The following is a 24646-nucleotide window of genomic DNA, read 5'->3' on the forward strand; positions in this document are numbered from 1 at the left end:
GCTTCTTGCCTGTTGGGGCTATTTTAATCCGAGGTTGGAAAGGTAACTTTGTGGATCTTCACAAAAATATAGACCCTGATTTTGTGTGGTTTTTTACATAAGGTTAGGTGGAGACTAATTGTTTGAAATAGTCGGATTAATATTCTTTTGTTTGGCGGAGTTTTCTTATTAGCTTAAGTGAAAAAGTCTGTGGTTAAATAATAAGGGAATTTTATTCATACAACCGGATTAAAATGCAAGGTTAAATTTCGGAGCTTTTGTTGATTAAGGTCAAAAATGAAATGTGAGATAAGTATTTTTACGATGGAGAAAATAAAAAAAGGGAGCTGAGGCTCCCTATATATTCGTTTGAGACGATTAGATAAATAGACCACCAAATGTGAAGCCAAGTGCTACCGAAGAAGCAATAGTTGCTACACCAGGGATGAAGAACGGGTGATTAAATACGTATTTTCCAATGCGTGTTGAACCTGTGTCATCCATCTCAACTGCTGCAAGTAGCGTTGGGTAAGTTGGCAGTACGAACAGAGCACTTACAGCGGCAAATGATGCAACTGCTGTCAGTGGCGCTACACCGATTGCTAGCGCTGCTGGCATTAGAGCTACAGTCGTTGCACCTTGTGAGTAGAGCAGCATAGAGGCAAAGAACAACACTATTGCTAGCATCCATGGGTAGTCTGCTAGTAGTGCGCCTGCGACTTCTTTAATGTCATCTACGTGCGCGTTAACGAACGTTGAACCAAGCCATGCCACACCAAGTACACAGACACACGCTGTCATGCCAGAGCGGAATGTTGCCGCCGTTGGGATTTTGCCTGCGTCTATTTTACAGCTCATGACGATAGCTGCTGCCGCTGCTAGCATTACCGTCATGATTGCTTCGTTACGGCCAAGTGCTGGATTTTCGATTAGGCCAATCGAATTTGAAATTGCCGCTGCGTAACAAACCACAAAACCAATTGCTGCAAGGAAGATGTAAGTTGCTTTTTTCGCTGTCGGTAGGATCTCACGCTGTTCATCTGCAGCGAGTTTAATCAGGCCTTTTTCTAGACGCTCCTGGTAAACTGGATCATCTTTTAGCTCACAGCCCATGAAGTTCGCAACAAATGCACCAATCATACAGGCAACGAAGGTGGTTGGAATGCAAACCGCAAGTAGCGTTAGGTAATCAACGCCTATTGGTGCTAGCATCGCCGCGAACGCCACAACCGCTGCCGAAATTGGCGATGCAGTGATTGCAATTTGAGATGCTACAACCGCAATAGAAAGTGGGCGAGAAGGGCGAACGCCTTGGCCTTTGGCTACTTCTGCAATTACTGGTAGTGTTGAGAATGCCGTGTGACCTGTACCTGCCATCAATGTCATTAAGAAGGTAACAATTGGCGCGTAAAAAGTGATTCGCTCAGGGTGCTTACGTAAAAAGTTTTCAGCCACTTGTACCATCCAATCCAGACCACCGGCGACTTGCATAGCTGCAATCGCGGTAATCACTGACATGATGATCAATATTACATCGATAGGAATGAATGCTTGGCTTGTTGGTACGCCTAACACTAACGACAGTGCGATAACACCCGCACCACCGGCTAGACCAATACCGATTCCGCCAATTCTTGCTCCCAAATAGATAAAGAGCAGAACGACAAAGAGTTCTACTGCCACCATAATAATTACCTCATAAAGTTATTTTGATTCTGATTATCTAAATATTCATTGTCTGAATGTTTAGATAATCAGAAAATAAAGACCTTTTACTATGTGTGGTTAACCGTATGAAGGCCTAAAAAAGGCCCCGTCTGGGGCCTTTGTCGCTTTGCGGTTATTCGTAGCGTTTCGCTTTATACGTTGGGTGCAAAAAGTTATCAACAGAAAGAATGTCATCTAGTTCATCTTCTGTTAATAGGCCGCGCTCAAGAACGACTTCGCGTACACTCTTACCTGTTTCTGCACAGATCTTACCAACAATGTCACCTTCATGGTGGCCAATGTATGGGTTAAGGTAAGTAACGATACCAATAGAGTTATATACGTAGCTCTCACACACTTCTTTGTTAACAGTGATACCGTCAACACACTTATCACGCAAGTTAACACATGCGTTGTGTAGTAGAGAGATAGACTCAAACACGCTTTGTGCGATAACCGGTTCCATTACGTTCAGCTGCAGCTGACCGCCTTCTGCTGCGAAAGAAACGGTGTTGTCGTTACCTAGAACTTTAAAGCAAACTTGGTTTACTACTTCAGGGATAACTGGGTTTACTTTTGCAGGCATGATAGAAGAACCAGCTTGCATTTCTGGCAGGTTTAGCTCGTTCAAACCAGCACGAGGGCCAGAAGAAAGTAGACGAAGGTCGTTACAGATCTTAGACAGTTTCACCGCTAGACGTTTCAGTGCGCCGTGAGTCATTACGTACGCACCACAGTCAGATGTTGCTTCGATTAGGTCTTCTGCTGGAACCACTTCTAGGCCAGTTACTTCCGCTAGGTGTTTCACTGCAGTTGCTTGGTAACCAGCTGGTGCATTTAGACCAGTACCGATTGCAGTTGCACCTAGGTTGATTTCTAGTAGCAGCTTAGACGTGTAGTCTAGAGCACGAATTTCTTCGTTTAGCGTTACTGCCCAAGCGTGGAACTCTTGACCCACAGTCATTGGCACTGCGTCTTGAAGCTGAGTACGACCCATCTTCAACACGTCTTTGAATTCTTGTGCTTTAAGTTCGAATGCTCCCTTAAGATATTCGATCGCTTCCATCAACTGATGAACACTGTTGTAAACCGAAATACGGAAACCCGTTGGGTAAGCACAGTTAGTTGATTGGCTCTTGTTTACGTGATCGTTCGGGTTGATGAACTCATATTGGCCTTTTTCCTTGCCCATCAGTTCAAGTGCAACGTTGGCGATAACTTCGTTAGTGTTCATGTTCACTGACGTGCCCGCACCGCCTTGGAATACGTCTGATGGGAACTGATCCATGCACTTACCTGTTTCAAGGATCAAATCACACGCTTCTAGGATGTAGTTAGCAACGTCTTTTGGAATCGCACCAAGCTCTTTGTTTGCTAGTGCAGCGGCTTTCTTCGTCATCACCATACCACGGACGAATTCAGGTACGTCTGAGATAGTAGTGCTTGAAATATTGAAGTTTTCGATCGCGCGTAGAGTGTGGATGCCGTAGTACGCGTCAGCTGGTACGTGGCGCTCGCCTAGTAGGTCTTCTTCGATACGAGTTGCAGGGGTAGCCGTTTTTGGAGCATCAGTTAGGGTAGCCATACAGGATCCTTAGGAATTTATTCTGATAATAAAGTTTATTTCTAGCCATTCTGTAGTTTAAGAATCCATTCGGCAGAATTTTTGGCTGTATAATCCGTCCTGACTTATGTGGCACATAATACTGTACCTAGCGTATAAAAATAGTAACTTGATCACCTTTTTTTGCTTTTGTTGAATCAAAATTTGGTTAGATATGAACAGAGTATTAATAGCCCTTTAGAGGTAGGGTTTAATTGAGTTTTTTATCATTGCCATGTCACGTTTTTTTACTGCTTTAATTTGAGCTCAAACCGCCTTGCACGTACACTGAGTACAACAAAGGAGGGCATGTGTTTCCTATCTTATTGCTACTGTTTATTTTCGTCCCTATCATCGAAATAGGCCTATTTATTCAAGTTGGTGGCTTTCTTGGACTGTGGCCAACTATCGCCTTGGTATTGATTACTGCATTCGTGGGAGCTTCCCTAGTGCGTAGCCAAGGTCTACAAACCTTAATGTCGGTGCAAAACCGTCTCCAGCAAGGTGAGCTTCCCGCTCAGCAGATCTTTGAAGGTGTGATGCTGGCCGTTGCTGGTGTATTACTACTGACCCCAGGTTTTATGACTGATGCATTGGGTATGCTAGTGCTATTACCAGCACCTCGTGCCATGATTGCCAAATACCTGATGAGTAAAATGGTGGTCAAATCGATGGGCGGTAATGGCTTCCATGGTAGCTTTCAAGGTGACCAGTTTGGCCAAAGCCCATTCGAGCAAGATCCATTTCATCGTGATGATTCACAGCAAGGTTCGACCTTTGAAGGTGAGTTTGAGCGAAAAGATGACGACGATCGCAATAGATTGAATTGATCGACTCAATTATGAAAAAGGCGCTTTTTATAGCGCCTTTTTTATGTCTACAAATCAAGGTAATAGTAGAGCTATTGCTTTATTTATTAGCAAAATCTGATGTAATTCAGTTAGATATTCTCACTTTTGAAATTTCTGTTATCACGATATGTTGAAAACTTGATAGTGCTTCAAATATTCAGCATATCTATGAGATCGAAATCTCACTGTCATTGAATGTAATTTTTTGTTTCATAAAAAACATAAACACTGAGCAAGGTTTATTAATAAGTAGTCACGTTAAAAGTGATTTGGAACACGCTTTCTAGTTGATGTGTAACATTGGAAGCGATGCATGGTGGATAACATGAAACAAAAATTAACTCCTACGCTACTTGCTGCAGTGGTAGCCGGCGCTCTTTCGTCTCCAGCAATGGCAGACATCATCATCTCTCAATATGTTGAAGGTGGTAGTTACAACAAAGCGATTGAGATTGCTAATACTGGTGATAGCTCAGTATTACTTGATGGATATGAACTTGCTAAGCAAAATAATGGCGCTGGTGAGTGGGGCAGCAACCTTTCTCTTAACGGCCAAGTGCTTTCAGCACAAAACGTGTTGGTTGTGGCACACACGAGTGCCAGTGATGAGATTAAAGCGGTTGCTGATATCTTAAACGGTGCAATTGCTAATTTTAATGGTAACGACCCAATGGCACTTCTAAAAGACGGTGTTGTGCATGATGTGGTTGGTAATGTGGACGGTGGTAGCAGCAACTTTGCTAAAGACGTAACACTAGTGCGTAACTCGGATGCGATGACGCCTTCTTCTACTTATGACGCTTCTCAATGGTCATCACTTCCGAAAGACAGTATTGAAGGCTTAGGCGTGCTTGATGGTGGTACCGCGCCAGAACCGTTTGCTTGTACTCAAGATGGTGTGGCTCCAACCTTCACTTCAATTCAAGAAATCCAAGGTGAAGGTGATAACTCACCATTTATCAATGGTTACCCATACATCACTGACGAAGAGTTCTTTGTTAAAGGTGTAGTTAGTGCGGTGACAACAGGCCTGACTAAAGGTTTCTATCTACAAGCACTAACAGACGACTACAACCCGGAGACATCTGAAGGTCTGTTCGTTCATACCAATCAATCAAGCTCTGATCTGCAAGCGGGCGATGTAGTGTGTGTCAAAGGTAAGGTGCAAGAGTATTACGATCACACCCAGCTAAAAGCAGAAAACAACAACTGGGTTAAACAAGGTGAGCAAGCAGCGCCAACGGCGACAGACATCGAAATCCTGCCAACGGATGAAAACTTTGACCGTACATTAGAGCGCTACGAAGGCATGTTGGTGAACACAACTGAAGCTCTTGATATGCGTGTTACCCGTACTTTTGGCTATGATTACGCAGCGCGTCGTAACAATATGGTACTGGCGCAAGGTCGTATCAACATGCAGCCCAACCAGAATTTCCCTGCAGGTTCAGAAGAGGCGAAACAGCAAAGCATCGAAAACGCAGAGCGCCGTTTGTATGTTGAGTCAGATGCGAAAGCTGGCGATGGACAAGTTCCATACTACCCAGACTTCGGTCGCACTGATATTGACCAAGATGGATCGACAGAAGATTACATCCGTATCGACGATACCATTGTCGGTCTAGAAGGTGTGATTACCTACAGCTATGGTGATTACCGCCTAATCCCAACTAACACCCTAACCAGCGAAAACTTTATTCGTAACGACCCTCGTACCGAAGATATCGATATCAAAGAGGGCGATTTACGTATCGCTACGTTTAACGTACTCAACTATTTCAACTCTCCATTCGGCGGTGATACAAACCCACACGGTAATAACCGTGGTGCGAACAGCTTTGAAGAGTTCGAAGTACAGCAAGAGAAAATCGTTAATGCGATTCTACGTCTAGACGCTGACATCATCGGTCTGATGGAAATCGAAAACAACGGCTTTGGTGATAGTGGTGCAATTCGTCAGCTTGTTGACCAATTGAACGCTCGCATTGCGAAGAAAAAAGACCGTTACGACATCGTTGCTATCGACTCTAACGGCGACAAAGTGACAGACGAGAATGACTACATCGGCACTGACGTGATTACTACTGGCGTAATCTACCGTCCGAAAGTGGTTAAGCTAAAAGAGTCTCGCGTTATCCCTATGCCAAGTCAGCAAGCTCCTGAAGTATTAGATGACAACGGTAAAGTGATTGAAGATGGTAAGAACTACCAACGTGATTCTCTAGCGCCAACCTTCAAAGTGAAAGGCACTAAAGAAAAAATTACAGTGGCAATCAACCACCTTAAATCGAAAGGCTCTAAGTGTTGGGAAGATGCAGCACCGGTTGAGCTGGGCGGTCAAGGTGGCCAAGACCTGGATAAGCAAGGATCTTGTGAGAACTTCCGTGTTGCAGCTGCAGTTGCGTTAGGTGAAGCTCTAAATGAAATTGACGGTCACAAAGTGATCTTAGGTGACTTGAATGCTTACGGTATGGAAGATCCACTGCTAGTACTGACAGATTACAGCCAAGAGAAGTACGGCAAGACGATCAAAGCAGCGCGTAATACTTACATCGACGGTCAGGTTCAGTTTGGCGATGAAGGTGCCGTGATCACGGATAGCTACGGTTACATCAATGCAGTGGCGAAAGCGCATCCAAATAGTTGGAGCTACTCATACAATGATGAAGTTGGCGCGCTTGACCACCTATTGATGAGCCCAAGCCTAGAGAAGCACTTTGTTGATGCAACGGACTGGCACATCAACGGTGGTGAGTCGAAGTTGTTTGACTACAATGAAGAGTACAAAGGTGACCTACCTAAGTACAACGACCACTTCCGTTCTTCAGATCACGATCCTGCAGTACTAGAATTGAACATGGCGGGTTCATTTGGCTTTGGTGCCATGATGTCGTTATTTGGTTTAGCATTATGGCGTCGTCGCAAGTAAGCTAACTTACTGTAAACAGATAAGGTCGGCCTATGCCGGCCTTATTTTATCGTTTGCACTTGCCTTTATTCTTTCTTGCTGCACAATACCGCCCCTAACCATCCAATTTATCAATGCTGTTCGTTTCACCATGTTACTGATTATCGATAACTACGACTCTTTTACTTATAACCTGTACCAGTACTTCTGTGAGTTAGGTGCTGAGGTAAAAGTAGTGCGGAATGACGAAATTAGCTTGGATCAGATTGAAGCGCTAAACCCTACCCACTTGGTCATTTCTCCGGGGCCATGTACCCCCAATGAAGCAGGTATTTCGCTCGCGGCGATTGAGCATTTTGCCGGAAAGCTACCCATCCTTGGTGTCTGTTTAGGTCATCAGGCGATTGCCCAAGTATTTGGTGGTGAAGTGGTGCGAGCGAGAGAGGTGATGCATGGTAAAACGTCGCCAATTGCTCACAGCGATCGCAGTGTGTTTGCTGGATTGAATAACCCTCTGACCGTGACACGTTATCACTCTCTAGTGGTGAAAAATGGCACGTTACCGGATTGTTTTGAGCTGACAGCTTGGACACAACTGGCAGATGGCAGCATGGATGAAATCATGGGTTATCAACACAAAACCCTGCCAATTGATGCGGTTCAGTTCCACCCTGAGTCGATTAAAACGGAGCAAGGTCATCAGATCCTTGCCAACTTTATTGCTCGAGCGTCGCTTTAAAACACTCAATTCCATTGGCTGCTATTCGGTTAAAGCCTGACTTAGATCACTTTTCTTAACATTTCCTTCATAATCCTTGTTGCGAATACTTTGTGAAAAAGTATGCGAAGGGTTTGTCACGTCTACTTCTCAGCCCTTATCGCGACTAAGATTAACCATAGCTTATCTTTAATATAAGAATATATTGCTTCATAAATGTGAAAGGGTAATGCATAAATACTCAAGGCTTATGAGTATCAAACTTCTTAGTGGTGATTAAAAAGAATAAACCACTATTGAAATGGTTAATTAAATGTAAATACAATGCCGTGGTTGCTTAAAAGCAAAACAATATCTTATTTCATTGAATCGGAGTAAGGACACCATATTCGCTATGCATGCGGTATTAAGAGGGAATGTGCAATGACTGTAGAAAATAAAGTAGAACGCGGTTTGTTTGATGAGGTGATGGTACCTTGTTACAACCCAATGGAAATGATTCCAGTAAAAGGCGAAGGCGCTCGAGTTTGGGACCAACAGGGGACTGAATATATCGACTTTGCTGGTGGTATTGCCGTGAGCTGCCTTGGTCATTGTCACCCTGCAATGGTGAATGCATTAACAGAACAAGGCCAGAAAATTTGGCACCTAAGTAACGTAATGACTAACGAACCGGCATTACGTTTAGCGAAAAAGCTGACTGATGTCTGTTTCGCTGAAAAAGTGTTCTTTGCAAACTCTGGCGCAGAAGCGAACGAAGCGGCACTTAAGCTAGCACGTCGTTACGCAGCTGACGAGTTTGGCCCAGAGAAATCAGAAATCATCGCATTTAAGCAAGGCTTCCACGGTCGTACTTTCTTTACAGTGACTGTTGGTGGTCAAGCGGCTTACTCAGACGGTTTCGGTCCTAAGCCGGGTGATGTCACTCACCTACCGTACAATGATGTGGAAGCGCTAAAAGCTCATATCTCAGATCGCACTTGTGCCATCATGATGGAGCCACTTCAAGGCGAAGGCGGCATCATCTCTCCAACGGACGAATTCGTACAGACAGTGCGTGAACTGTGTGACAAGCACAATGCACTACTGATTTTTGATGAAGTACAAACTGGTAACGGTCGTACTGGTCATTTCTACGCATACCAAGGCCTAGGTGTAACGCCAGACATCTTAAGCACTGCAAAATCACTTGGTGGTGGTTTCCCTATCGGCGCAATGCTCACGACAACTGCTCTTTCTAAGCACCTGAAAGTCGGTACACACGGCTCAACTTACGGCGGTAACCCACTGGCATGTGCAGTTGCAGAAGCTGTGGTTGATGTTGTTAGCGCACCAGAAACACTCGCCGGTGTTGCAGAGCGTGAAGCACTGTTCCGTGAAGGTTTGGCTAAACTTAACGACAAGTACAACATGTTTGCAGAAGTTCGTGGTAAAGGCCTATTACTAGGTGCTGCACTGAACGATGAGTGGCAAGGCCGAGCGCGTGACGTGCTGGTTGCTGCAGGCAAAGAAGGTTTAATGGTGTTGGTTGCGGGCACAAACGTTGTTCGTTTCACACCATCACTTGTGATTACTAAAGAAGAAATCGCAGAAGGTCTAGCGCGTCTAGATAAAGCTCTAGCAACGCTAGTTAAATAATAATTAAACAAACCGGGGGAGCTGTTTTCCATAGCTCTCCCAATACCAGTGCTATCGGTCATGTGTTCAGGTAGTTGCGCAGCAAAAACGAATAGATGACCGATAGCATTGGTATCCCGCATCAGGAGGGAGTATCGATGCTGGTTGTTCGCCCTATCGCAATGTCGGACTACGACGCGCTGCACACATGTGCGGTTGAGTCGGGTCATGGATTCACATCTCTACCGGTTAACGAAGAACTGTTAACTAACCGTATTACTCATTCAGAATATAGCTTCACAAAGCCAGAGGTTACAGAGCCTGGTGATGAAGGCTATCTGATGGTCGGCTTTGATAGTGAAACTGGTGAAGTTGCCGGTTGTACAGGTATCGAGGCTTCCATTGGTTGGGATGTACCTTTCTACTCATATCACATCAGTACCGTGGTGCATTCATCACCGAAATTGGGTGTGAATAACGTCGTTAAACTGCTGACGTTCGGCAACAACTACACAGGTTGTAGTGAGATTTGTACTCTGTTCTTGAGGCCGTCATTCCGTGGTGGCTTGAATGGCCGTCTTATGTCGAAGTGTCGTTTTTTGATGATGGCAGAGCATCCGCACCGCTTCTCGAAAACCGTGTTTGCTGAAATGCGTGGTGTATCAGATGCAGAAGGTAACTCACCATTCTGGCAGTGGCTGCAAGAGCACTTCTTCTCGATTGATTTTACGATGGCTGATTACCTAACTGGTATTGGTAAGAAAGGCTTCATCGCTGATTTAATGCCAAAACTGCCAATCTACATCAACTTGCTGAGTAAAGAAGCACAAGCGGTGATTGGTCAGGTACACGATAACACCAAGCCAGCGCTCCGCTTACTAGAAAAAGAAGGTTTTACTTGCCGCAACTACGTCGATATTTTTGATGGTGGTCCAACGGTTGAGTGTGATGTGCGAAATATTGAATCCGTGCGTCACTCTATCCGTGCCAAAGTGACGATCGCAGAGCATACCAGCTCGCAAGATTACCTAATTTCTAACACTTCGTTTGAAGATTTCCGTGCAACGGCAGCAAAAGCAGCCCATGACCATGAGTCAGAATCAGTGATTCTATCGCCTGAAGTCGCACAAGCACTGAAAGTAAACGAAGGCGACTATGTTCGCATGCTAGCTCAGTAACGCTGAGATTAAGAACAAATTTGAAGGAACAAGTTATGACACATTGGATTGCAGGTGAATGGGTGGCAGGTCAAGGTGAGTCAATGAACTCGCAAAGCCCATATAACAATGAGGTCATCTGGCAAGGTGAAAGTGCAACTCCAGAGCAAGTTGAGCAAGCGGTTTCAGCAGCACGCAGCGCGTTTGTAGGCTGGAAAAAAATGAGCTTTGCTGAGCGTGAAGCGATTGTGCTCGCATTTGCCGAGAAAGTAAAAGAGAACAGTGAGCAGATCGCTGAAATCATCGCCAAAGAAACCGGTAAACCGATTTGGGAAACGCGCACAGAAGCGGCGGCAATGGCAGGTAAGATTGCTATCTCGATTCGTGCTTACCATGACCGTACTGGTGAAGCGCAGCGTGAAGCCGCGGGCAACCAAATTGTGCTTCGCCACCGCCCGCTAGGTGTGATGGCGGTATTTGGTCCTTACAACTTCCCAGGTCACCTACCTAATGGCCACATTGTGCCGGCGCTACTTGCGGGTAACACGGTGGTATTTAAACCTTCAGAGCAAACACCGCTAACCGGTGAGTTTGCAATGAAACTGTGGGATCAAGTTGGTCTGCCTAAAGGCGTGATTAACCTAGTACAGGGTGCTAAAGAGACCGGTATCGCACTGGCTGATTCAAAAGGTCTGGACGGTGTCCTATTCACTGGTAGTGCAAATACTGGTCACATCCTTCACCGTCAGTTCGCTGGTCAGCCGGGTAAAATGCTGGCGCTTGAGATGGGCGGTAACAACCCGATGGTTATCTCTGAACACTATGGCGATGTGGATGCGACGGTGTACACCATTATTCAGTCTGCGTTTATCAGTGCCGGTCAGCGTTGTACATGTGCACGTCGTCTGTATGTTCCTGTTGGCGAGAAGGGCGACCTATTAGTTAGCAAGCTCGTTGAAGCAACCAATAAGATTCGTGTCGACCAGCCATTTGCAGAACCAGCACCATTTATGGGCCCACAGATTTCAAAAGCGGCGGCTGATTTCATTCTTGCGGCGCAAGCGAACCTGCAAAAGCTTGGGGGTGAGAGCCTGATTGAAGCGAAAGCGGGTCAAGCCGCGTTTGTTACTCCAGGTATCATTGACGTCACAGCGATCGCAGAGCTACCCGATGAAGAGTACTTTGGTCCATTGCTACAAGTGGTTCGTTACCAGGGGCTTGAGAAAGCGGTCGAGCTGGCCAACGATACACGCTTTGGTCTATCGGCAGGTCTAGTTTCTACCGATGACAGCGAATGGGAGTACTTTGTTGACCACATTCGTGCCGGCATCGTGAACCGTAACCGCCAGCTAACGGGCGCAAGTGGTGATGCACCATTTGGTGGCCCAGGTGCATCGGGTAACCTACGCCCAAGTGCGTACTACGCAGCTGATTACTGCGCTTATCCTATGGCATCAATGGAAGGTGGAGAAACTCTTCTTCCGGCAACATTGAGCCCAGGGCTAGAGCTGTAAAAAAACATTAGCTATAAAAACATTAGGTCAAAGAACCTAAGTTAGGAATTCCCTTCTTCCTCCCTGAGCAGGGAGGCTTTTAACGTCACAGGTTGAAGGCTATCAGACTGATTATCTGGACAAATCGGTCTGATAGCCTCTTTTATAACTTAACCAATAATAACGACTAACCCTATAACGTAAACAACCGTAAACAAGGAGGCGTTATGACGCCAGATGCTTTATTCCAATCGTTATGGAAAGACTATATTCAACGCTTGTGTCCCTCTGCTGAAAAAGTGCATCAACTACTGCAAGAAGATGAAGCGCTGATCAATGACCATATCGCGTTACGCACTTTCAATGTCGAGCCATTGGGTATTGCAACTTTAGCGCAGCCTTTCTTAGATGTTGGCTACAAACCTTGCGGTGACTATCTGTTTGAAAGTAAGAAGTTGGTCGCCAAGCACTTTGAGCACCCTGACCCGAAACAGCCAAAAGTGTTTATCAGTGAGCTAAAAGTGGAAGAGTGCTCTGAAGCATTGCAAGCTATCGTTGCAAAGCTTGTTGAGCAATTAGACACCAGTAAACTAAAAGGTCATGAGTTCTTGTCTGGCGGTCGCTTATGGGACTTAAGCTATGCTGATTTCCAAACACTGGCGACAGAGAGCGAGTATGCTTCTTGGTTAGCGGCGCACGGCTATGGTGCCAACCACTTTACTGTTAGCGTCAACCAACTGAATGCCTTTGAGGAAGTGGTTAGCGTCAATAATCACTTGCGTGATGCGGGTTTTACCATTAACGAGTTTGGTGGTGAAGTGAAAGGCTCTCCAGAGGTACTGTTAGAACAATCCTCAACCATGGCTGATAAAGTTGCGGTGCAGTTTAGTGAAGTGACTGAAATCATCCCAGGTGGCTTCTATGAGTTTGCTAAGCGTTACCCAATGCCGAATGGTGAACTTTACCCAGGGTTTGTTGCTGCATCTGCAGATAAAATTTTCGAAAGTACCAACGGCTAGTACTATTCGTCAGATAAAAAGAAAGCCACCGCGTAGGTGGCTTTTTTAATTCTTATTCGTTAATCGAAATTAACGAGTACCGTATACAACGATTGTCTTACCGTGAGCAGAGATTAGGTTCTGCTCTTCTAGCATTTTCAGGATACGACCAACGGTTTCACGAGAACAGCCAACGATTTGACCAATCTCTTGACGAGTGATCTTAATCTGCATGCCGTCTGGGTGAGTCATTGCGTCAGGTTGTTTCGCTAGGTTTAGTAGCGTCTGAGCAATGCGGCCCGTTACGTCTAGGAATGCTAGGTCACCCACTTTCTGGCTAGTCACTTGTAGGCGGCTTGCCATTTGCGCTGAAAGGCGCATTAGGATGTCTGGGTTAACTTGAATTAGTTGACGGAACTTCTTGAAAGAGATTTCTGCTACTTCACAAGGAGATTTAGCACGAACCCAAGCTGTACGTTCTTGATCTTCTTCGAATAGACCAAGCTCACCGATAAAGTCACCTTGGTTTAGGTAAGAAAGGATCATTTCCTTACCTTCTTCGTCCTTGATAAGAACCGCAACAGAGCCTTTAACGATGTAGTACAAAGTCTCTGCTTTTTCGCCCGCATGAATTAGCGTGCTTTTTGATGGGTACTTATGAATATGACAGTGTGAAAGGAACCACTCTAATGTTGGATCGGTTTGAGGTTTACCTAGAACCATAATATCTCACTTCCTCTGCAGGGTACGCTTGCCGCTTTCCATGTTTTAGCAAAGCCTTAAATAGGCCCACTAGGATAAGAGCACTTTACAAATGCTGCAAGCCATCTTGTGTTTCGGTAAGAAATAGTATCCTTTTTCGAAAACGATTTCTTGATTTTAATCGGGTCAATAGGTGTATTTACTACGCAAAACTGTGCACATGATCACGGTATGAAAAGTAATCGTGTTCTAGCCGTGAGTATTAGCCAATTTTTCCCGTTTCGATTAATTGTTGAAGAATAGGTCGTACGATTAATTCCATCGCAAAACTCATTTTACCGCCCGGTACAACGATGGTGTTGTGACGTGACATAAATGAACCATCAATCATGGCGAGTAGGTAAGGGTAATCAACATTCTTGATGCCGCGAAGGCGAATCACCACAAAACTCTCATCTAGGCTTGGAATGCCTTTGGCGTTAAGTGGGTTTGACGTATCGACTGTTGGAACACGCTGAAAGTTAATATGAGTACGAGAAAACTGTGGCGTAATGTAGTTCAGGTAGTCGTCCATGGAACGAACTATCGAATCCATCACCGCTTCACGTGAATGGCCTCTATCACGCGTGTCACGGACAAATTTCTGAATCCACTCAAGGTTAACGATCGGCACCATACCAATCAGGAAGTCGACATGTTGAGCGACATTAACGTCACCATCAACCACACCACCATGCAAACCTTCGTAGAATAGAACGTCTGAGTTTTCCGGTAGATCTTGCCAGGGGGTAAAGGTGCCCGGCATTTGATTGTAAGGGACGGCTTCGTCAAAAGTGTGTAGATAACGGCGTACTTGGCCTGTGCCTTCTTGACCGTACTGACGGAAGAACTCCGCTAGACCACCAAAGTCATTAGCTTGCGGGCCAAAATAGCTGATATGACGACCCTGCTCACGAGCTTTACGGATTTCGACATCCATTTCCGGGCGAGTGAAACGGTGAAAACTGTCTCCTTCAACCCAAGCTGGCTTAACGTTCATCATGTTGAACATCTTGCGGAAAGCCTCTGAGGTAGTAGTGGTTCCGGCACCGGACGAACCAGTAACGGCAATAATAGGGTGTTTTGCTGACATGACAAACCTTGTCTGAGAGTACGTTCCTGTAATCGACGTCCACTATAGCATGCTTTGCTTGGACGTCACTGTATGCAGTTCTCTAAAATCGATTTTTGAGTTGAATGTCGACTGTTTCATGTAACTCAGAGAAAACCACTACGGCGTCTCCTGACTCAAGCTGCTTTTTGATTTGGTCAATTTTGCTTTGCAGAGAAATCTCTACCGCGCCGTAGTCTGTCCCTTCACGCAGGACAAATTCTTTGATTAAGTTGTCCAGCGTGTCTGGATCGATTTGTTGCCAAGGAACAATCATAAATACCTCTAGATTTTATGTTCGTTTCAGACGCCGCTATTATGCAGAAACCGCCAAACTTTCATAGTAGGCAGGTAGAGCTTCTTCCAACCAGAAACGCGGCTTTATTGCACTGCCAGTGACAAAACCAACATGACCACCTTGGTCAAATAAGCGATAGTCGATGTTCTCAGGCAACACATACTTCGGGATCACGGCATCCGTCATAAATGGATCGTCTTTGGCGTGAATGATCTGGGTCGGCAAAGTGATCTCTTTAAGGCGATGAATCCCTGAGCATTGATGGTAGTAATCTTCGGCATCTTTAAATCCGTGCAGTGGTGCGGTGATTAAGTCATCAAACTCGTACAACTTTGTGACTCGTTTGATGTTGTGATAACTGAGGCCGAGTTCCCCTTTGAGGAGGTGATGCTTTTGCAGTGCGCTCTTTTTCAACGAAGAGAGTAGGTAGTTTTTATACAGCTTAGAAAAGCCTTGTTCGATTCGTTCCGAACAGGCAGAGAGATCCAACGGAGCAGAGACGATAGTCGCCCCATCAATCACTGGGTTGTCACGATACTTAGCGAGGTAGTTAGCCAGCATATTACCGCCAAGCGAGATACCTACAGCGACTTTGGTTTGGTTAGGAAACAGAGAGTCGAGATGCTCAAGGAAAAAGCGTGCGTCTTCGACTTCACCAGAGTGGTAGGCCCGAGCTAGTCTGTTGGGCTTACCGCTACAGCCGCGAAAATGCATCATTACTGATAGCCAGCCTTGTTTAGCAAAGGCATCCATCAAGCCATTGGCGTAAGGGCTGTAAAAGCAGCCCTCCAAGCCGTGAAAAAGGACAAAAATCGGCTTATTAATTTTGGCCTGTTCACCATTGCTTTGAACGACATCTTCACTCCAAGCTATATCGAGAAAGTCCCCATCAGGCGTATCAAGTGTTTGCCACACAGGTTCAAATAGCGCTTTCTTGCGAATAAATCGTGGTGCTAGGGTTTGAAGGTGTGGATTGGTTAGTCCTTTAGCCGCAACAAATTGAGTCATAACAGTCCTAAGGTCGGTAGAGCTTATCGATTGGCAATATTATTGATAGGTTCGGCAAAGGCCGAGTAGAGCTGCTCACCGCCGAGCTGGCGACAATAGCGCAATACCAGTGGTTCACAATGATTCTTTTCAAGATGAATACTGTTGATGCAGTCAACCAGATCAGATTGCTGCTGTTTTTCCAATTGAAGCTCGAATTGAAGTGACTCGCGATAGAGCGTATCGGGTAAGTGAAGTTTGAGTTTACGCCTTAATTCACGATAACTGAGCAGTAATGCTTCAGAACGACCTAAACACTCTTCAACGCGGTGCCAGTCTTGTTCTCTGAAACAGATCTGCTGCTCATCAAGCCACTTGAGCAGCAGCAGTAGGTTAACGTTGCCTTTAAATTGGTTCTGAAGATTCAAGCACGCCTCTTTGACCTCTCGCACGCTGTAATACTGCAAACTGAATTGCCATAAGCGTTCAAGAGTTAAAGAAATTTCGACGTGCTTTGAACTCATAGGCTATTGAACTCCTGTTCCATCTGTTCTAGTTCTTCTTGGAGAGACATCCACTCCATTTCGACATCTTCAAGTTCACTTTTGCTGTTAGCCTGAACAGCGAGTACTTGATTAAGTTTAGCTTTATTTTCGGCTTCATAAAGGCTGTTGTCAGACAATTGCGTTTCCGCTTCAGATAATGCTGAGCCTAACTTATCCATTTTTGCTTCCAGATTTGTCAGCTTTTTACGAATAGGTGCGGTCAGTTTGCGAAACTCTGCTTCACGACGTTTTTGGTCTTTTTTCGCTGCGGCGCTGTTCTCACTGCTCTTTTCTGGTTGCTGTGCTTGCGCTTCACGGCGTTCTGCTTTTTGCTGTTCAGTCAGCCATTTGTAGTAATCATTCAAATCACCATCAAATGGAGCGACCTGGCGATCGTGAACAAGGTAAAGGTCATCGGTTGTTGCGCGTAGTAGATAACGGTCGTGCGAAACAATCACCATTGCGCCTTCGAACGTTTGTAGCGCCATAGTCAAAGCTTGACGCATATCGAGGTCTAGGTGGTTGGTTGGCTCATCGAGCAGCAATAGGTTAGGTTTTTGCCACACGATCAAAGCAAGCACTAAGCGAGCTTTCTCGCCACCAGAGAACGGAGCGACTTTCTCTAGCGCTTTGTCGCCTTGGAAGCCAAAACTGCCTAAGTAGTTACGCAGCTCAAGTTCATTCTTGTCTGGGGCGATCTGCATCATATGCTGCAGCGGAGTTTCTTCTGGGTGGAGAGTTTCGAGCTGATGCTGAGCAAAGTAGCCAATCTTTACGCCTTGAGAGTAGGTTAGGTCGCCGCCTTGAGGGTTAAGCTCTCGCGATAGCAGTTTAATCAACGTAGATTTACCCGCACCGTTGCGGCCAAGTAGACCGATACGGCTACCCGGTACTAGATTTAGGCGAATCTTCTCAAGGATTAGGTTGTCGCCATAACCTGCTGACACTTCGTCCATCATAATGATTGGATTAGGCAGGGCGTCTGGGTCGCGGAATTGAAAGCTAAACGGGTTATCCAGTTGAGCTGGCAGAACCTTTTCCATGCGCTCTAACGCTTTAATACGGCTTTGTGCTTGGCGAGCTTTGGAGGCTTTATAGCGGAAACGGTCAATGTAGCTTTGCATGTGCGACATCTGTTTCTGCTGCTTCTCAAACTGAGCTTGTTGCAAGATGAGCTTTTGTGCTCGCTGGTCTTCAAACGACGAGTAGTTACCCGTGTATTCATGCAGTTGTTGATTCTCTACATGGATGACTCGGCCAACAATTGGGTCAAGGAAATCTCGGTCGTGCGAGATGAGAACCAAGGTGCCAGGGTAGTTTTGTAGCCAGCGTTCTAACCACATTACCGCATCTAGGTCCAAGTGGTTGGTTGGCTCATCGAGTAGCAAAAGATCAGAGCGGCAAAGTAGTGCCTGAGCTAGGTTAAGACGCATACGCCAACCGCCGGAGAACTGAGTTAAGCTCCAACTCATTTGCTCTTGGCTAAAGCCTAAACCATCAAGTAACTCGGCTGCGCGAGCACGAATGCTGTAACCGCCAATAGTTTCAATTTTGCCGTGGATCTCGGCAACTAAGGTGCCATTATCTTTTTGCTCAGCCTCAGCTAAATCAGACTCTAGACGACGGTATTCACGGTCACCATCAATGACATACTCAATCGCACTGCGCTCTAACGCTGGGGTCTCCTGAGCCACCCATGCCATCTCCCAATGGGCGGGTTTGCTAAAATTACCAGCATCAATAGAAAGTTCGTCTTTAATCAGGGCGAATAGAGTGGATTTGCCACAACCGTTCTTACCCACAAGGCCGACTTTATCGCCTGGGTGAATGGTTGCAGAGGCTTGTTCAAGCAGTGGTTTGCCACCGCGTAGAAGCTGAATGCCAGAGAAGGTAATCATAATCTTGTGCTTTGTCTTTGCTCGTATTGCGTCGAATAGTAGGTTACTTGACTAGTTATGTCGATCGTTGCGTTATTGTGGCTAACAACGTATAACAAACTGATAACGATAAATTACAATAAATACAGTCATCTTCGGCTATGAATAATATAAGGATTGCTGTCCAAGGAATGCAGAACTTACCTTCCGATATACCTAAGGTATTGGTGATTTACGCGCACCCAGAATCGCGAGACTCTGTCGCCAACCAAATGATGCTTAAGAAAGTCGAATCTCTTGAGCATGTCACTGTGCATGATCTTTATGCTCACTACCCAGACTTCTTCATTGATGTCAGTACGGAGCATAAGCTGCTTAATGAGCATGATGTAATTGTCTTTCATCATCCTTTATATATGTACTCATGCCCGGCGTTACTGAAAGAATGGATGGATCGAGTTTTAGGTAAAGGCTTTGCTTTTGGCAACGGTGAGGCACTGAAAGGTAAATATTGGCGCAGTGTGATCACTACCGGAGGCAAAGAAGAGGCGTTTGGTCAGGGGGGCTATAACCGTTACCCATTGTCTGAAATACTGCAACCTTTTGAGCTAACTGCAGCGTTATGTCAGATGTATTGGATTGAGCCCTTGGTTCTTTACTGGGCACGTAATGTTTCTGAAATGGAGCGTTATCAACACGCTGAGCAGTATCGTCAATGGCTTAATGACCCACTAGCGGCTTATTCGGAACACGTAGGGGGATAGCATGGCATTAGAAAATGATTTTCTTCAAAGCAGTGCGATTTTCTTGACCGCTGCTGTTGTCGCTGTTCCACTTGCTCAAAGGTTGGGTTTAGGCTCAGTACTTGGTTATTTACTTGCGGGGGTCGCGATTGGCCCTTGGGGCCTAGGCCTTATCAGTGATGTCGATGCAATCCTTCACTTTGCAGAGTTTGGCGTGGTGCTGCTGCTGTTTTTAATTGGTCTCGAACTGAATCCGAAAAAACTGCTGCAAATGAAAGGGCCGATACTTGGGTTAGGCGGTGCGCAGGTGGTGGTGACGACCTTAGTACTCGCCAGTGTTGCGTATATCGCTGGTACCTCATGGCAAACCAGTTTGGTCATTGGTATGGGCTTAGCTCTCTCTTCTACTGCGATTGCGCTGCGTGTGATTGAGGAGCAGGGGTTGGGTGGCAAAGAAGCCGGACAGTCAGGATTTGCCGTCTTACTCTTCCAAGATATCGCCGTGATCCCTATGTTGGCACTGCTGCCAATTTTGGCGGGCAACACCGCAGGTGATTGGCTTGATGCTCTATGGATGCTAGCAGGTGTTGGTGGTTTGTTGGTTGGTGGCCACTTCCTATTGCGACCTCTGTTTCGCTATGTAGTACTAAGTGGGGTTCGTGAGCTATTTACGGTTGCCGCTTTGCTGTTGGTGATTGGTATCGCACTAATGATGAAGCAGCTTGGACTGTCGATGGCATTAGGTACTTTCCTCGCAGGGGTTCTGCTTGCGGAAAGTGAATATCGTCATGAGTTAGAAATTGCGATTGAACCGTTTAAAGGCTTGCTGCTGGGCTTGTTCTTTATTGCTGTCGGTATGGCAGTCAATCTTGGTCTACTAGCGCTTGAACCTTTGGCTGTGCTTTCTGCGGTCATTGGTCTTGTGATCGTCAAAGGGATGATTCTTTACCTACTGGCTAGATTGGCTGGTAGCCGTGCTAAGTCGCGCAGTAAAATGGCGGCGATTCTAAGCCAAGGTGGTGAGTTCGCTTTTGTTATCTTTACCGCTGCAGCGAGTGAGGGGCTGCTTAATCAATCGCAAACCGCTTTCCTACTGGTTGTGGTGAGTCTGTCTATGGTTACGACACCCTTGCTTTTAATGGCACAAAGCAAATGGTATGCACGAGGGTTGAATGCGGAAACGGCGGCTGAGCTGAAGTCCGACATTGTCAACAAACAACCACGCGTTATCATCGCCGGCTTTGGCCGCTTCGGTCAGATCATTGGCCGCCTCATGTATGCTAATAAAATAAAAGTCACGGTATTGGAAAGTGATGCCAGCCAAATCCAATTGCTGCGTAAATATGGTTATAAAGTCTTTTACGGTGACGCGACTCAGGTGGATTTATTACGTGCAGCAGGTGCAGACAAAGCCGAAGCGATGATCATCTGTACCGATTCACCAGATGAAATCATGCAGATCATCGAGTTGTGTAAGACCAACTTCCCTAACCTTAAGTTACTTGCTCGTGCCCGCAGCCGTGTTGAAGCATATCAATTGCTTAGCCATGGTGTAGAAAGCTATTCGCGTGAGACCTTCCTTGGTGCTTTAGACTTAGGTCGTCAGGCGTTAATTGATTTAGGTATGCACCCATATCAAGCAAAGCGAGCGGAAGCGCATTTTAGAAAGCTCGATAATGCTATGCTCAAGGAGTTGTTGCCTCAGCATAACGATGATAAACAATTGGCCCAAAGAGCCAAAGAAGCCCGTAAAGAACTGGAAGAGATTTTTGGTCGAGAAATGGAAAGCGACCAACAAGCGAAGAACTTCTGGGAATAGATTAGTGAAATAAACAGATGAAGAAACGATTTATCGCAGGTGCCAGCTGCCCTAAGTGTGCTCAACAAGACACGCTACGCTGGTGGATAGAGAACAACATTGAGTTAGTAGAGTGTGTTGAGTGTGGGCACCAAGACCAACGGACACCAGAGTCTGTGGAGACCGCTGAACATAGTGGGCAAGAAATGATCGGTATTTTTAAACCAGATTGATTGAGTTTCTCTAAATCATCCCCATAATAACCGACATAGAAAGTTTGCAGACCGTTGTGATTTCAGCGGTCCTTTGTTCTCCTTGGAGTAAATATGAAAATTGAAAAGAACGTAGTAGTAAGTCTTGCTTACCAAGTAAAACTAGAAGACGGTGTGGTTGTTGACCAATCAACAACTGATGCGCCTCTAGATTACCTACACGGCAACAATAACCTAATCACTGGTCTTGAAACAGCACTAGAAGGTAAGGAAGCTGGCGCTAAGTTCTCGGTAACGGTTTCTCCAGAAGAAGCGTACGGCGAGCACAACGACGCACTTGTTCAACGTGTTCCTGCTAACGTGTTCCAAGGTGTTGAAGAGATCGAAGTAGGCATGCGCTTCCTAGCGGATACTGACCAAGGCCCAATCCCTGTTGAAGTAACAGAAGTTGATGGCGATGAAGTTGTTGTTGATGGCAACCACATGCTTGCAGGTCAAACGCTGACATTTGATGTTGAAGTTGTAGCACTACGTGAAGCAACAGCAGAAGAGATCGAGCACGGTCATGTACACCAAGCTGGCGGTTGTGGTCACGACCACGATCATGAAGGCGGTTGTTGTGGTGGCGAAGGCCACGACCACGGCGAAGAGAAGAAAGACGGCTGCTGCGGTGGTGGTAGCTGCGGTTCTCACTAATCCGTTAGCCGATAGCTAAAGTATTAAAAGGCGTTTCCCGCTGTACGGGAAACGCCTTTTTTGTTATTTAAATGACTACTAGATTAGTGATACCGATGGAGAGCAATCAATGAGCCAACCATTCTCAATCGCCATTCATGGCGGAGCCGGAACCATATTACGTGAGCAAATGAGCGAAGAGTTAAAGGCGTCTATCCTAGCCGATCTTGAAGCTTCGGTTCGCGCTGGGCATAACATCTTGGCTCAATCTGGTGATGCACTGGATGCGGTTGTCGCAGCGGTTAAGGTGTTGGAAGACTCGCCGAACTTTAATGCTGGTAAAGGCTCTGTACTGACTCACAAAGAGATGGTCGAAATGGATGCCTCGGTCATGCATGGTAAAGATCTTGATGCTGGCGCTGTTGCCGGGGTTCGTCATATCAAAAACCCCATCGAGCTAGCCCGTGATGTGATGAACAAGAGTAATCACGTGCTACTGATAGGTGAAGGGGCTGAAGAGTTTGCTTTTGAGCAAGGCTATCAGTTTACCGAGCAAGATTACTTCTTTACTGACCGACGTTATGACCAACTGCTGTCGATGAAAGAGAAAGGGTTGTTTGCACTCTCTGAATCTAAATACCCCGACGATAAGAAGTACGGCACTGTTGGTGCGGTGGCATTAGACCAACAGGGCAACCTGGCTGCCGCGACCAGTACTGGTGGTGTGACCAATAAGAAATATGGCCGAGTAGGGGATTCGTCGATTATTGGCGCGGGAACCTATGCCGAAAATGGTAATGTTGCCGTTTCAACCACGGGTATGGGCGAGTACTTTATTCGCAAAACCGTCGCTGGCGATGTTGCTGCTCGAATGCGTTACCTAAAGGAAGATGTCCACACCTCGAGTGAAACCGTCATTCAAGGCGAACTGAAACAGATGGGTGGTGAAGGTGGTTTGATTGCCGTTGATAGCCAAGGTGAGCTTCATTTTGCGATGAACAGTTCGGGCATGTATCGCGCTGGAATCGACGCTAATGGTGAATTGAGCGTTAAAATATATGCTGATGAGTAGTCGCTGGTTAGTAGAATACTCGGCGGTGAATGGCTAAGTGACTGATACTATTTGGCGATGTTTTGTTTAAAACGCAATTTCCCACCGATTGAGCCTGGATGATTAAAAAATGACTGCAAGAAATGTGATTCAGTGCTAGAATCCATTTTTAACTAGCAACAGATACTGGAAAGATGGGAAATAACGTAGTCGTTCTGGGCACCCAATGGGGTGACGAAGGTAAAGGTAAAATTGTTGACCTTTTAACTGAAGATGCAAAATATGTGGTTCGCTACCAAGGCGGTCACAATGCTGGTCACACTCTTGTAATTGACGGTGAAAAAACCGTTCTTCACTTAATTCCATCAGGCATCCTACGCGATAATGTAAAATGTGTTATCGGTAACGGCGTTGTACTATCGCCTGAAGCACTTCTTAAAGAAATGAAGCCTCTAGAAGAGCGCGGTATCCCAGTGCGTGAGCGTCTTTTCGTTTCTGAAGCTTGTCCTCTAATTCTTCCTTACCACATCGCTATCGACAACGCGCGTGAAATCGCTCGTGGTGCGAAAGCTATCGGTACAACTGGTCGTGGTATCGGTCCTGCTTACGAAGATAAAGTTGCTCGTCGCGGTCTACGCGTTGGCGATCTTTTCGATAAAGAAATGTTCGCTGAGAAACTAAAAGAAGTAATGGAATTCCATAACTTCCAACTAGAGCACTTCTACAAAGCTGAAACAGTAAGCTACGACGAAGTACTTGAGCAGTGCATGGGTTACGCAGATCTACTAACTTCAATGGTTATGGACGTAACAGACGAACTAGACGCAGCACGTAAGCGCGGCGACAAAATCATGTTCGAAGGTGCTCAAGGTACGCTACTAGATATCGACCACGGTACTTACCCATACGTAACTTCTTCTAACACGACTGCTGGTGGTGTTGCTGCAGGTTCTGGTTTTGGTCCTCGTCACATCGGTTACATCCTTGGTATTACTAAGGCGTACTGTACTCGTGTTGGTTCAGGTCCATTCCCAACTGAGCTTTACGATGGTCTAGACAAGCAAGACCCTATCGGTAAGCACCTAGGTACTGTTGGTCACGAGTTTGGCGCAACAACAGGTCGTCTACGTCGTACAGGTTGGTTCGATGCAGTGGCAATGCGCCGCGCGATCCAAATCAACTCTCTAACGGGTATATGTCTGACTAAACTAGACGTTCTTGACGGTCTAGAAGAGATCAAGATCTGTACTGGTTACAAGATGAAAGATGGCACTATCCTTGAAGTTTCTCCAATGGCTGCTGAGTCATTTGAAGAAGCAACGCCTATCTACGAAACAATGCCTGGTTGGACTGAGACAACATTTGGTGCTAAATCAATCGACGCGCTTCCAAAAGCTGCTCTTGATTACATCAAACGTATCGAAGAACTAACGGGTGTACCAGTAGACATTATCTCTACAGGTCCTGACCGTAACGAAACAATCATCAAGGTTCACCCATACGGTGCTTAATCTCTGATTGTTCAAGCAGTTAGAAAAGCCAGCGTTTATCGCTGGCTTTTTTTTGGGCTTTTTTTC

Annotated in this window: 21 protein-coding genes; 13 read left to right on the forward strand and 8 right to left on the reverse strand. The window is 45.9% G+C overall.

The window, feature by feature from the left end:
* Positions 1-357: 357 nt before the first annotated feature.
* Together ACU01J_RS03285 and aspA are read right to left on the reverse strand one after the other, a co-directional pair.
* A complete protein-coding gene (locus ACU01J_RS03285) occupies positions 358-1665 on the reverse strand; it encodes an anaerobic C4-dicarboxylate transporter (RefSeq protein WP_481084402.1) in 1308 nt (435 codons plus the stop codon).
* A gap of 154 nt (positions 1666-1819) precedes the next feature.
* Positions 1820-3271 carry an aspartate ammonia-lyase gene (gene aspA / locus ACU01J_RS03290; protein ID WP_481084403.1) on the reverse strand — a complete coding sequence of 484 codons (1452 nt, stop codon included), beginning with the start codon at positions 3269-3271 and terminating at the stop codon, positions 1820-1822.
* 329 nt (positions 3272-3600) lie between these two features.
* On the opposite strand from aspA, the gene ACU01J_RS03295 reads away from it, so the two are divergent.
* The 7 genes from ACU01J_RS03295 to ACU01J_RS03325 all read left to right on the forward strand — a co-directional run bounded on the left by ACU01J_RS03295 (position 3601) and on the right by ACU01J_RS03325 (position 13052).
* Positions 3601-4119, forward strand: coding sequence for an FxsA family protein (locus tag ACU01J_RS03295; RefSeq protein ID WP_481084404.1), 519 nt, complete (start codon positions 3601-3603; stop codon positions 4117-4119).
* A 346-nt stretch (positions 4120-4465) separates the two neighbouring features.
* Positions 4466-7069 carry an ExeM/NucH family extracellular endonuclease gene (locus ACU01J_RS03300; protein ID WP_481084405.1) on the forward strand — a complete coding sequence of 868 codons (2604 nt, stop codon included), beginning with the start codon at positions 4466-4468 and terminating at the stop codon, positions 7067-7069.
* Positions 7070-7199: 130 nt separating this feature from the next.
* Positions 7200-7787, forward strand: a complete 588-nt coding sequence (locus tag ACU01J_RS03305) for an aminodeoxychorismate/anthranilate synthase component II (protein ID WP_481084406.1) — start codon at positions 7200-7202, stop codon at positions 7785-7787.
* 402 nt (positions 7788-8189) lie between these two features.
* Positions 8190-9404: an aspartate aminotransferase family protein gene (locus ACU01J_RS03310; protein ID WP_481084407.1), complete on the forward strand. Its 1215-nt coding sequence runs from the start codon at positions 8190-8192 to the stop codon at positions 9402-9404.
* Positions 9405-9541: 137 nt separating this feature from the next.
* Complete coding sequence (gene astA / locus ACU01J_RS03315) at positions 9542-10561, forward strand: arginine N-succinyltransferase (protein WP_481084481.1); 1020 nt, start codon at positions 9542-9544, stop codon at positions 10559-10561.
* Positions 10562-10596: 35 nt separating this feature from the next.
* Positions 10597-12054 carry a succinylglutamate-semialdehyde dehydrogenase gene (gene astD / locus ACU01J_RS03320; protein ID WP_481084408.1) on the forward strand — a complete coding sequence of 486 codons (1458 nt, stop codon included), beginning with the start codon at positions 10597-10599 and terminating at the stop codon, positions 12052-12054.
* A 206-nt stretch (positions 12055-12260) separates the two neighbouring features.
* Entirely contained in the window at positions 12261-13052 is a 792-nt protein-coding gene (locus ACU01J_RS03325) for a 2-oxoadipate dioxygenase/decarboxylase family protein (protein WP_481084409.1), read from the forward strand.
* A gap of 69 nt (positions 13053-13121) precedes the next feature.
* On the opposite strand, the gene crp is transcribed toward ACU01J_RS03325, so the two are convergent.
* From crp to ACU01J_RS03355, 6 genes are all read right to left on the reverse strand, one after another.
* Positions 13122-13754: a cAMP-activated global transcriptional regulator CRP gene (gene crp, locus ACU01J_RS03330; protein WP_004410522.1), complete on the reverse strand. Its 633-nt coding sequence runs from the start codon at positions 13752-13754 to the stop codon at positions 13122-13124.
* Positions 13755-13995: 241 nt separating this feature from the next.
* Complete coding sequence (locus tag ACU01J_RS03335; protein WP_004410516.1) at positions 13996-14865, reverse strand: phosphoribulokinase; 870 nt, start codon at positions 14863-14865, stop codon at positions 13996-13998.
* An 82-nt stretch (positions 14866-14947) separates the two neighbouring features.
* The gene (locus ACU01J_RS03340) at positions 14948-15160 is read right to left on the reverse strand and encodes a YheU family protein (protein ID WP_053438813.1); all 213 of its coding nucleotides are present in this window, start codon (positions 15158-15160) and stop codon (positions 14948-14950) included.
* 39 nt (positions 15161-15199) lie between these two features.
* Entirely contained in the window at positions 15200-16189 is a 990-nt protein-coding gene (locus ACU01J_RS03345) for a hydrolase (RefSeq protein ID WP_481084410.1), read from the reverse strand.
* Between the two features lie 23 nt (positions 16190-16212).
* On the reverse strand, positions 16213-16692 hold the full coding sequence (locus tag ACU01J_RS03350) for a TIGR02444 family protein (protein WP_481084411.1): 480 nt from the start codon (positions 16690-16692) through the stop codon (positions 16213-16215).
* Positions 16689-18611 carry an ABC transporter ATP-binding protein gene (locus tag ACU01J_RS03355; protein WP_481084412.1) on the reverse strand — a complete coding sequence of 641 codons (1923 nt, stop codon included), beginning with the start codon at positions 18609-18611 and terminating at the stop codon, positions 16689-16691. Before ACU01J_RS03355 ends, ACU01J_RS03350 begins: the two co-directional genes overlap by 4 nt.
* A gap of 170 nt (positions 18612-18781) precedes the next feature.
* Between ACU01J_RS03355 and kefG the strand changes: the two genes are divergently transcribed.
* From kefG to ACU01J_RS03385, 6 genes are all read left to right on the forward strand, one after another.
* The gene (gene kefG, locus ACU01J_RS03360; protein WP_481084413.1) at positions 18782-19354 is read left to right on the forward strand and encodes a glutathione-regulated potassium-efflux system ancillary protein KefG; all 573 of its coding nucleotides are present in this window, start codon (positions 18782-18784) and stop codon (positions 19352-19354) included.
* 1 nt (position 19355) lies between these two features.
* Complete coding sequence (gene kefB / locus ACU01J_RS03365) at positions 19356-21152, forward strand: glutathione-regulated potassium-efflux system protein KefB (RefSeq protein ID WP_481084414.1); 1797 nt, start codon at positions 19356-19358, stop codon at positions 21150-21152.
* A gap of 17 nt (positions 21153-21169) precedes the next feature.
* The gene (locus ACU01J_RS03370; protein WP_053438819.1) at positions 21170-21364 is read left to right on the forward strand and encodes a YheV family putative zinc ribbon protein; all 195 of its coding nucleotides are present in this window, start codon (positions 21170-21172) and stop codon (positions 21362-21364) included.
* 93 nt (positions 21365-21457) lie between these two features.
* Complete coding sequence (gene slyD / locus ACU01J_RS03375; protein ID WP_004410501.1) at positions 21458-22039, forward strand: peptidylprolyl isomerase; 582 nt, start codon at positions 21458-21460, stop codon at positions 22037-22039.
* A 109-nt stretch (positions 22040-22148) separates the two neighbouring features.
* Positions 22149-23090, forward strand: a complete 942-nt coding sequence (locus ACU01J_RS03380; RefSeq protein WP_481084415.1) for an isoaspartyl peptidase/L-asparaginase family protein — start codon at positions 22149-22151, stop codon at positions 23088-23090.
* Between the two features lie 173 nt (positions 23091-23263).
* Entirely contained in the window at positions 23264-24580 is a 1317-nt protein-coding gene (locus ACU01J_RS03385; protein WP_481084416.1) for an adenylosuccinate synthase, read from the forward strand.
* The last annotated feature ends 66 nt before the right edge of the window (positions 24581-24646 follow it).

The sequence above is a fragment of the Vibrio sp. 2433-A1 genome, from assembly GCF_056726085.1.

Coding starts and splice junctions, on each gene's coding strand:
- ACU01J_RS03310 (WP_481084407.1), top strand. CDS start 8,190: ATGACTGTAGAAAATAAAGTAGAACGCGGTTTGTTTGATGAGGTGATG.
- ACU01J_RS03300 (WP_481084405.1), top strand. CDS start 4,466: ATGAAACAAAAATTAACTCCTACGCTACTTGCTGCAGTGGTAGCCGGC.
- kefB (WP_481084414.1), top strand. CDS start 19,356: ATGGCATTAGAAAATGATTTTCTTCAAAGCAGTGCGATTTTCTTGACC.
- aspA (WP_481084403.1), bottom strand. CDS start 3,271: ATGGCTACCCTAACTGATGCTCCAAAAACGGCTACCCCTGCAACTCGT.
- astA (WP_481084481.1), top strand. CDS start 9,542: ATGCTGGTTGTTCGCCCTATCGCAATGTCGGACTACGACGCGCTGCAC.
- ACU01J_RS03370 (WP_053438819.1), top strand. CDS start 21,170: ATGAAGAAACGATTTATCGCAGGTGCCAGCTGCCCTAAGTGTGCTCAA.
- ACU01J_RS03305 (WP_481084406.1), top strand. CDS start 7,200: ATGTTACTGATTATCGATAACTACGACTCTTTTACTTATAACCTGTAC.
- astD (WP_481084408.1), top strand. CDS start 10,597: ATGACACATTGGATTGCAGGTGAATGGGTGGCAGGTCAAGGTGAGTCA.
- ACU01J_RS03385 (WP_481084416.1), top strand. CDS start 23,264: ATGGGAAATAACGTAGTCGTTCTGGGCACCCAATGGGGTGACGAAGGT.
- kefG (WP_481084413.1), top strand. CDS start 18,782: ATGCAGAACTTACCTTCCGATATACCTAAGGTATTGGTGATTTACGCG.
- ACU01J_RS03350 (WP_481084411.1), bottom strand. CDS start 16,692: ATGAGTTCAAAGCACGTCGAAATTTCTTTAACTCTTGAACGCTTATGG.
- ACU01J_RS03345 (WP_481084410.1), bottom strand. CDS start 16,189: ATGACTCAATTTGTTGCGGCTAAAGGACTAACCAATCCACACCTTCAA.
- ACU01J_RS03340 (WP_053438813.1), bottom strand. CDS start 15,160: ATGATTGTTCCTTGGCAACAAATCGATCCAGACACGCTGGACAACTTA.
- ACU01J_RS03380 (WP_481084415.1), top strand. CDS start 22,149: ATGAGCCAACCATTCTCAATCGCCATTCATGGCGGAGCCGGAACCATA.
- ACU01J_RS03285 (WP_481084402.1), bottom strand. CDS start 1,665: ATGGTGGCAGTAGAACTCTTTGTCGTTCTGCTCTTTATCTATTTGGGA.
- slyD (WP_004410501.1), top strand. CDS start 21,458: ATGAAAATTGAAAAGAACGTAGTAGTAAGTCTTGCTTACCAAGTAAAA.
- crp (WP_004410522.1), bottom strand. CDS start 13,754: ATGGTTCTAGGTAAACCTCAAACCGATCCAACATTAGAGTGGTTCCTT.
- ACU01J_RS03325 (WP_481084409.1), top strand. CDS start 12,261: ATGACGCCAGATGCTTTATTCCAATCGTTATGGAAAGACTATATTCAA.
- ACU01J_RS03355 (WP_481084412.1), bottom strand. CDS start 18,611: ATGATTACCTTCTCTGGCATTCAGCTTCTACGCGGTGGCAAACCACTG.
- ACU01J_RS03335 (WP_004410516.1), bottom strand. CDS start 14,865: ATGTCAGCAAAACACCCTATTATTGCCGTTACTGGTTCGTCCGGTGCC.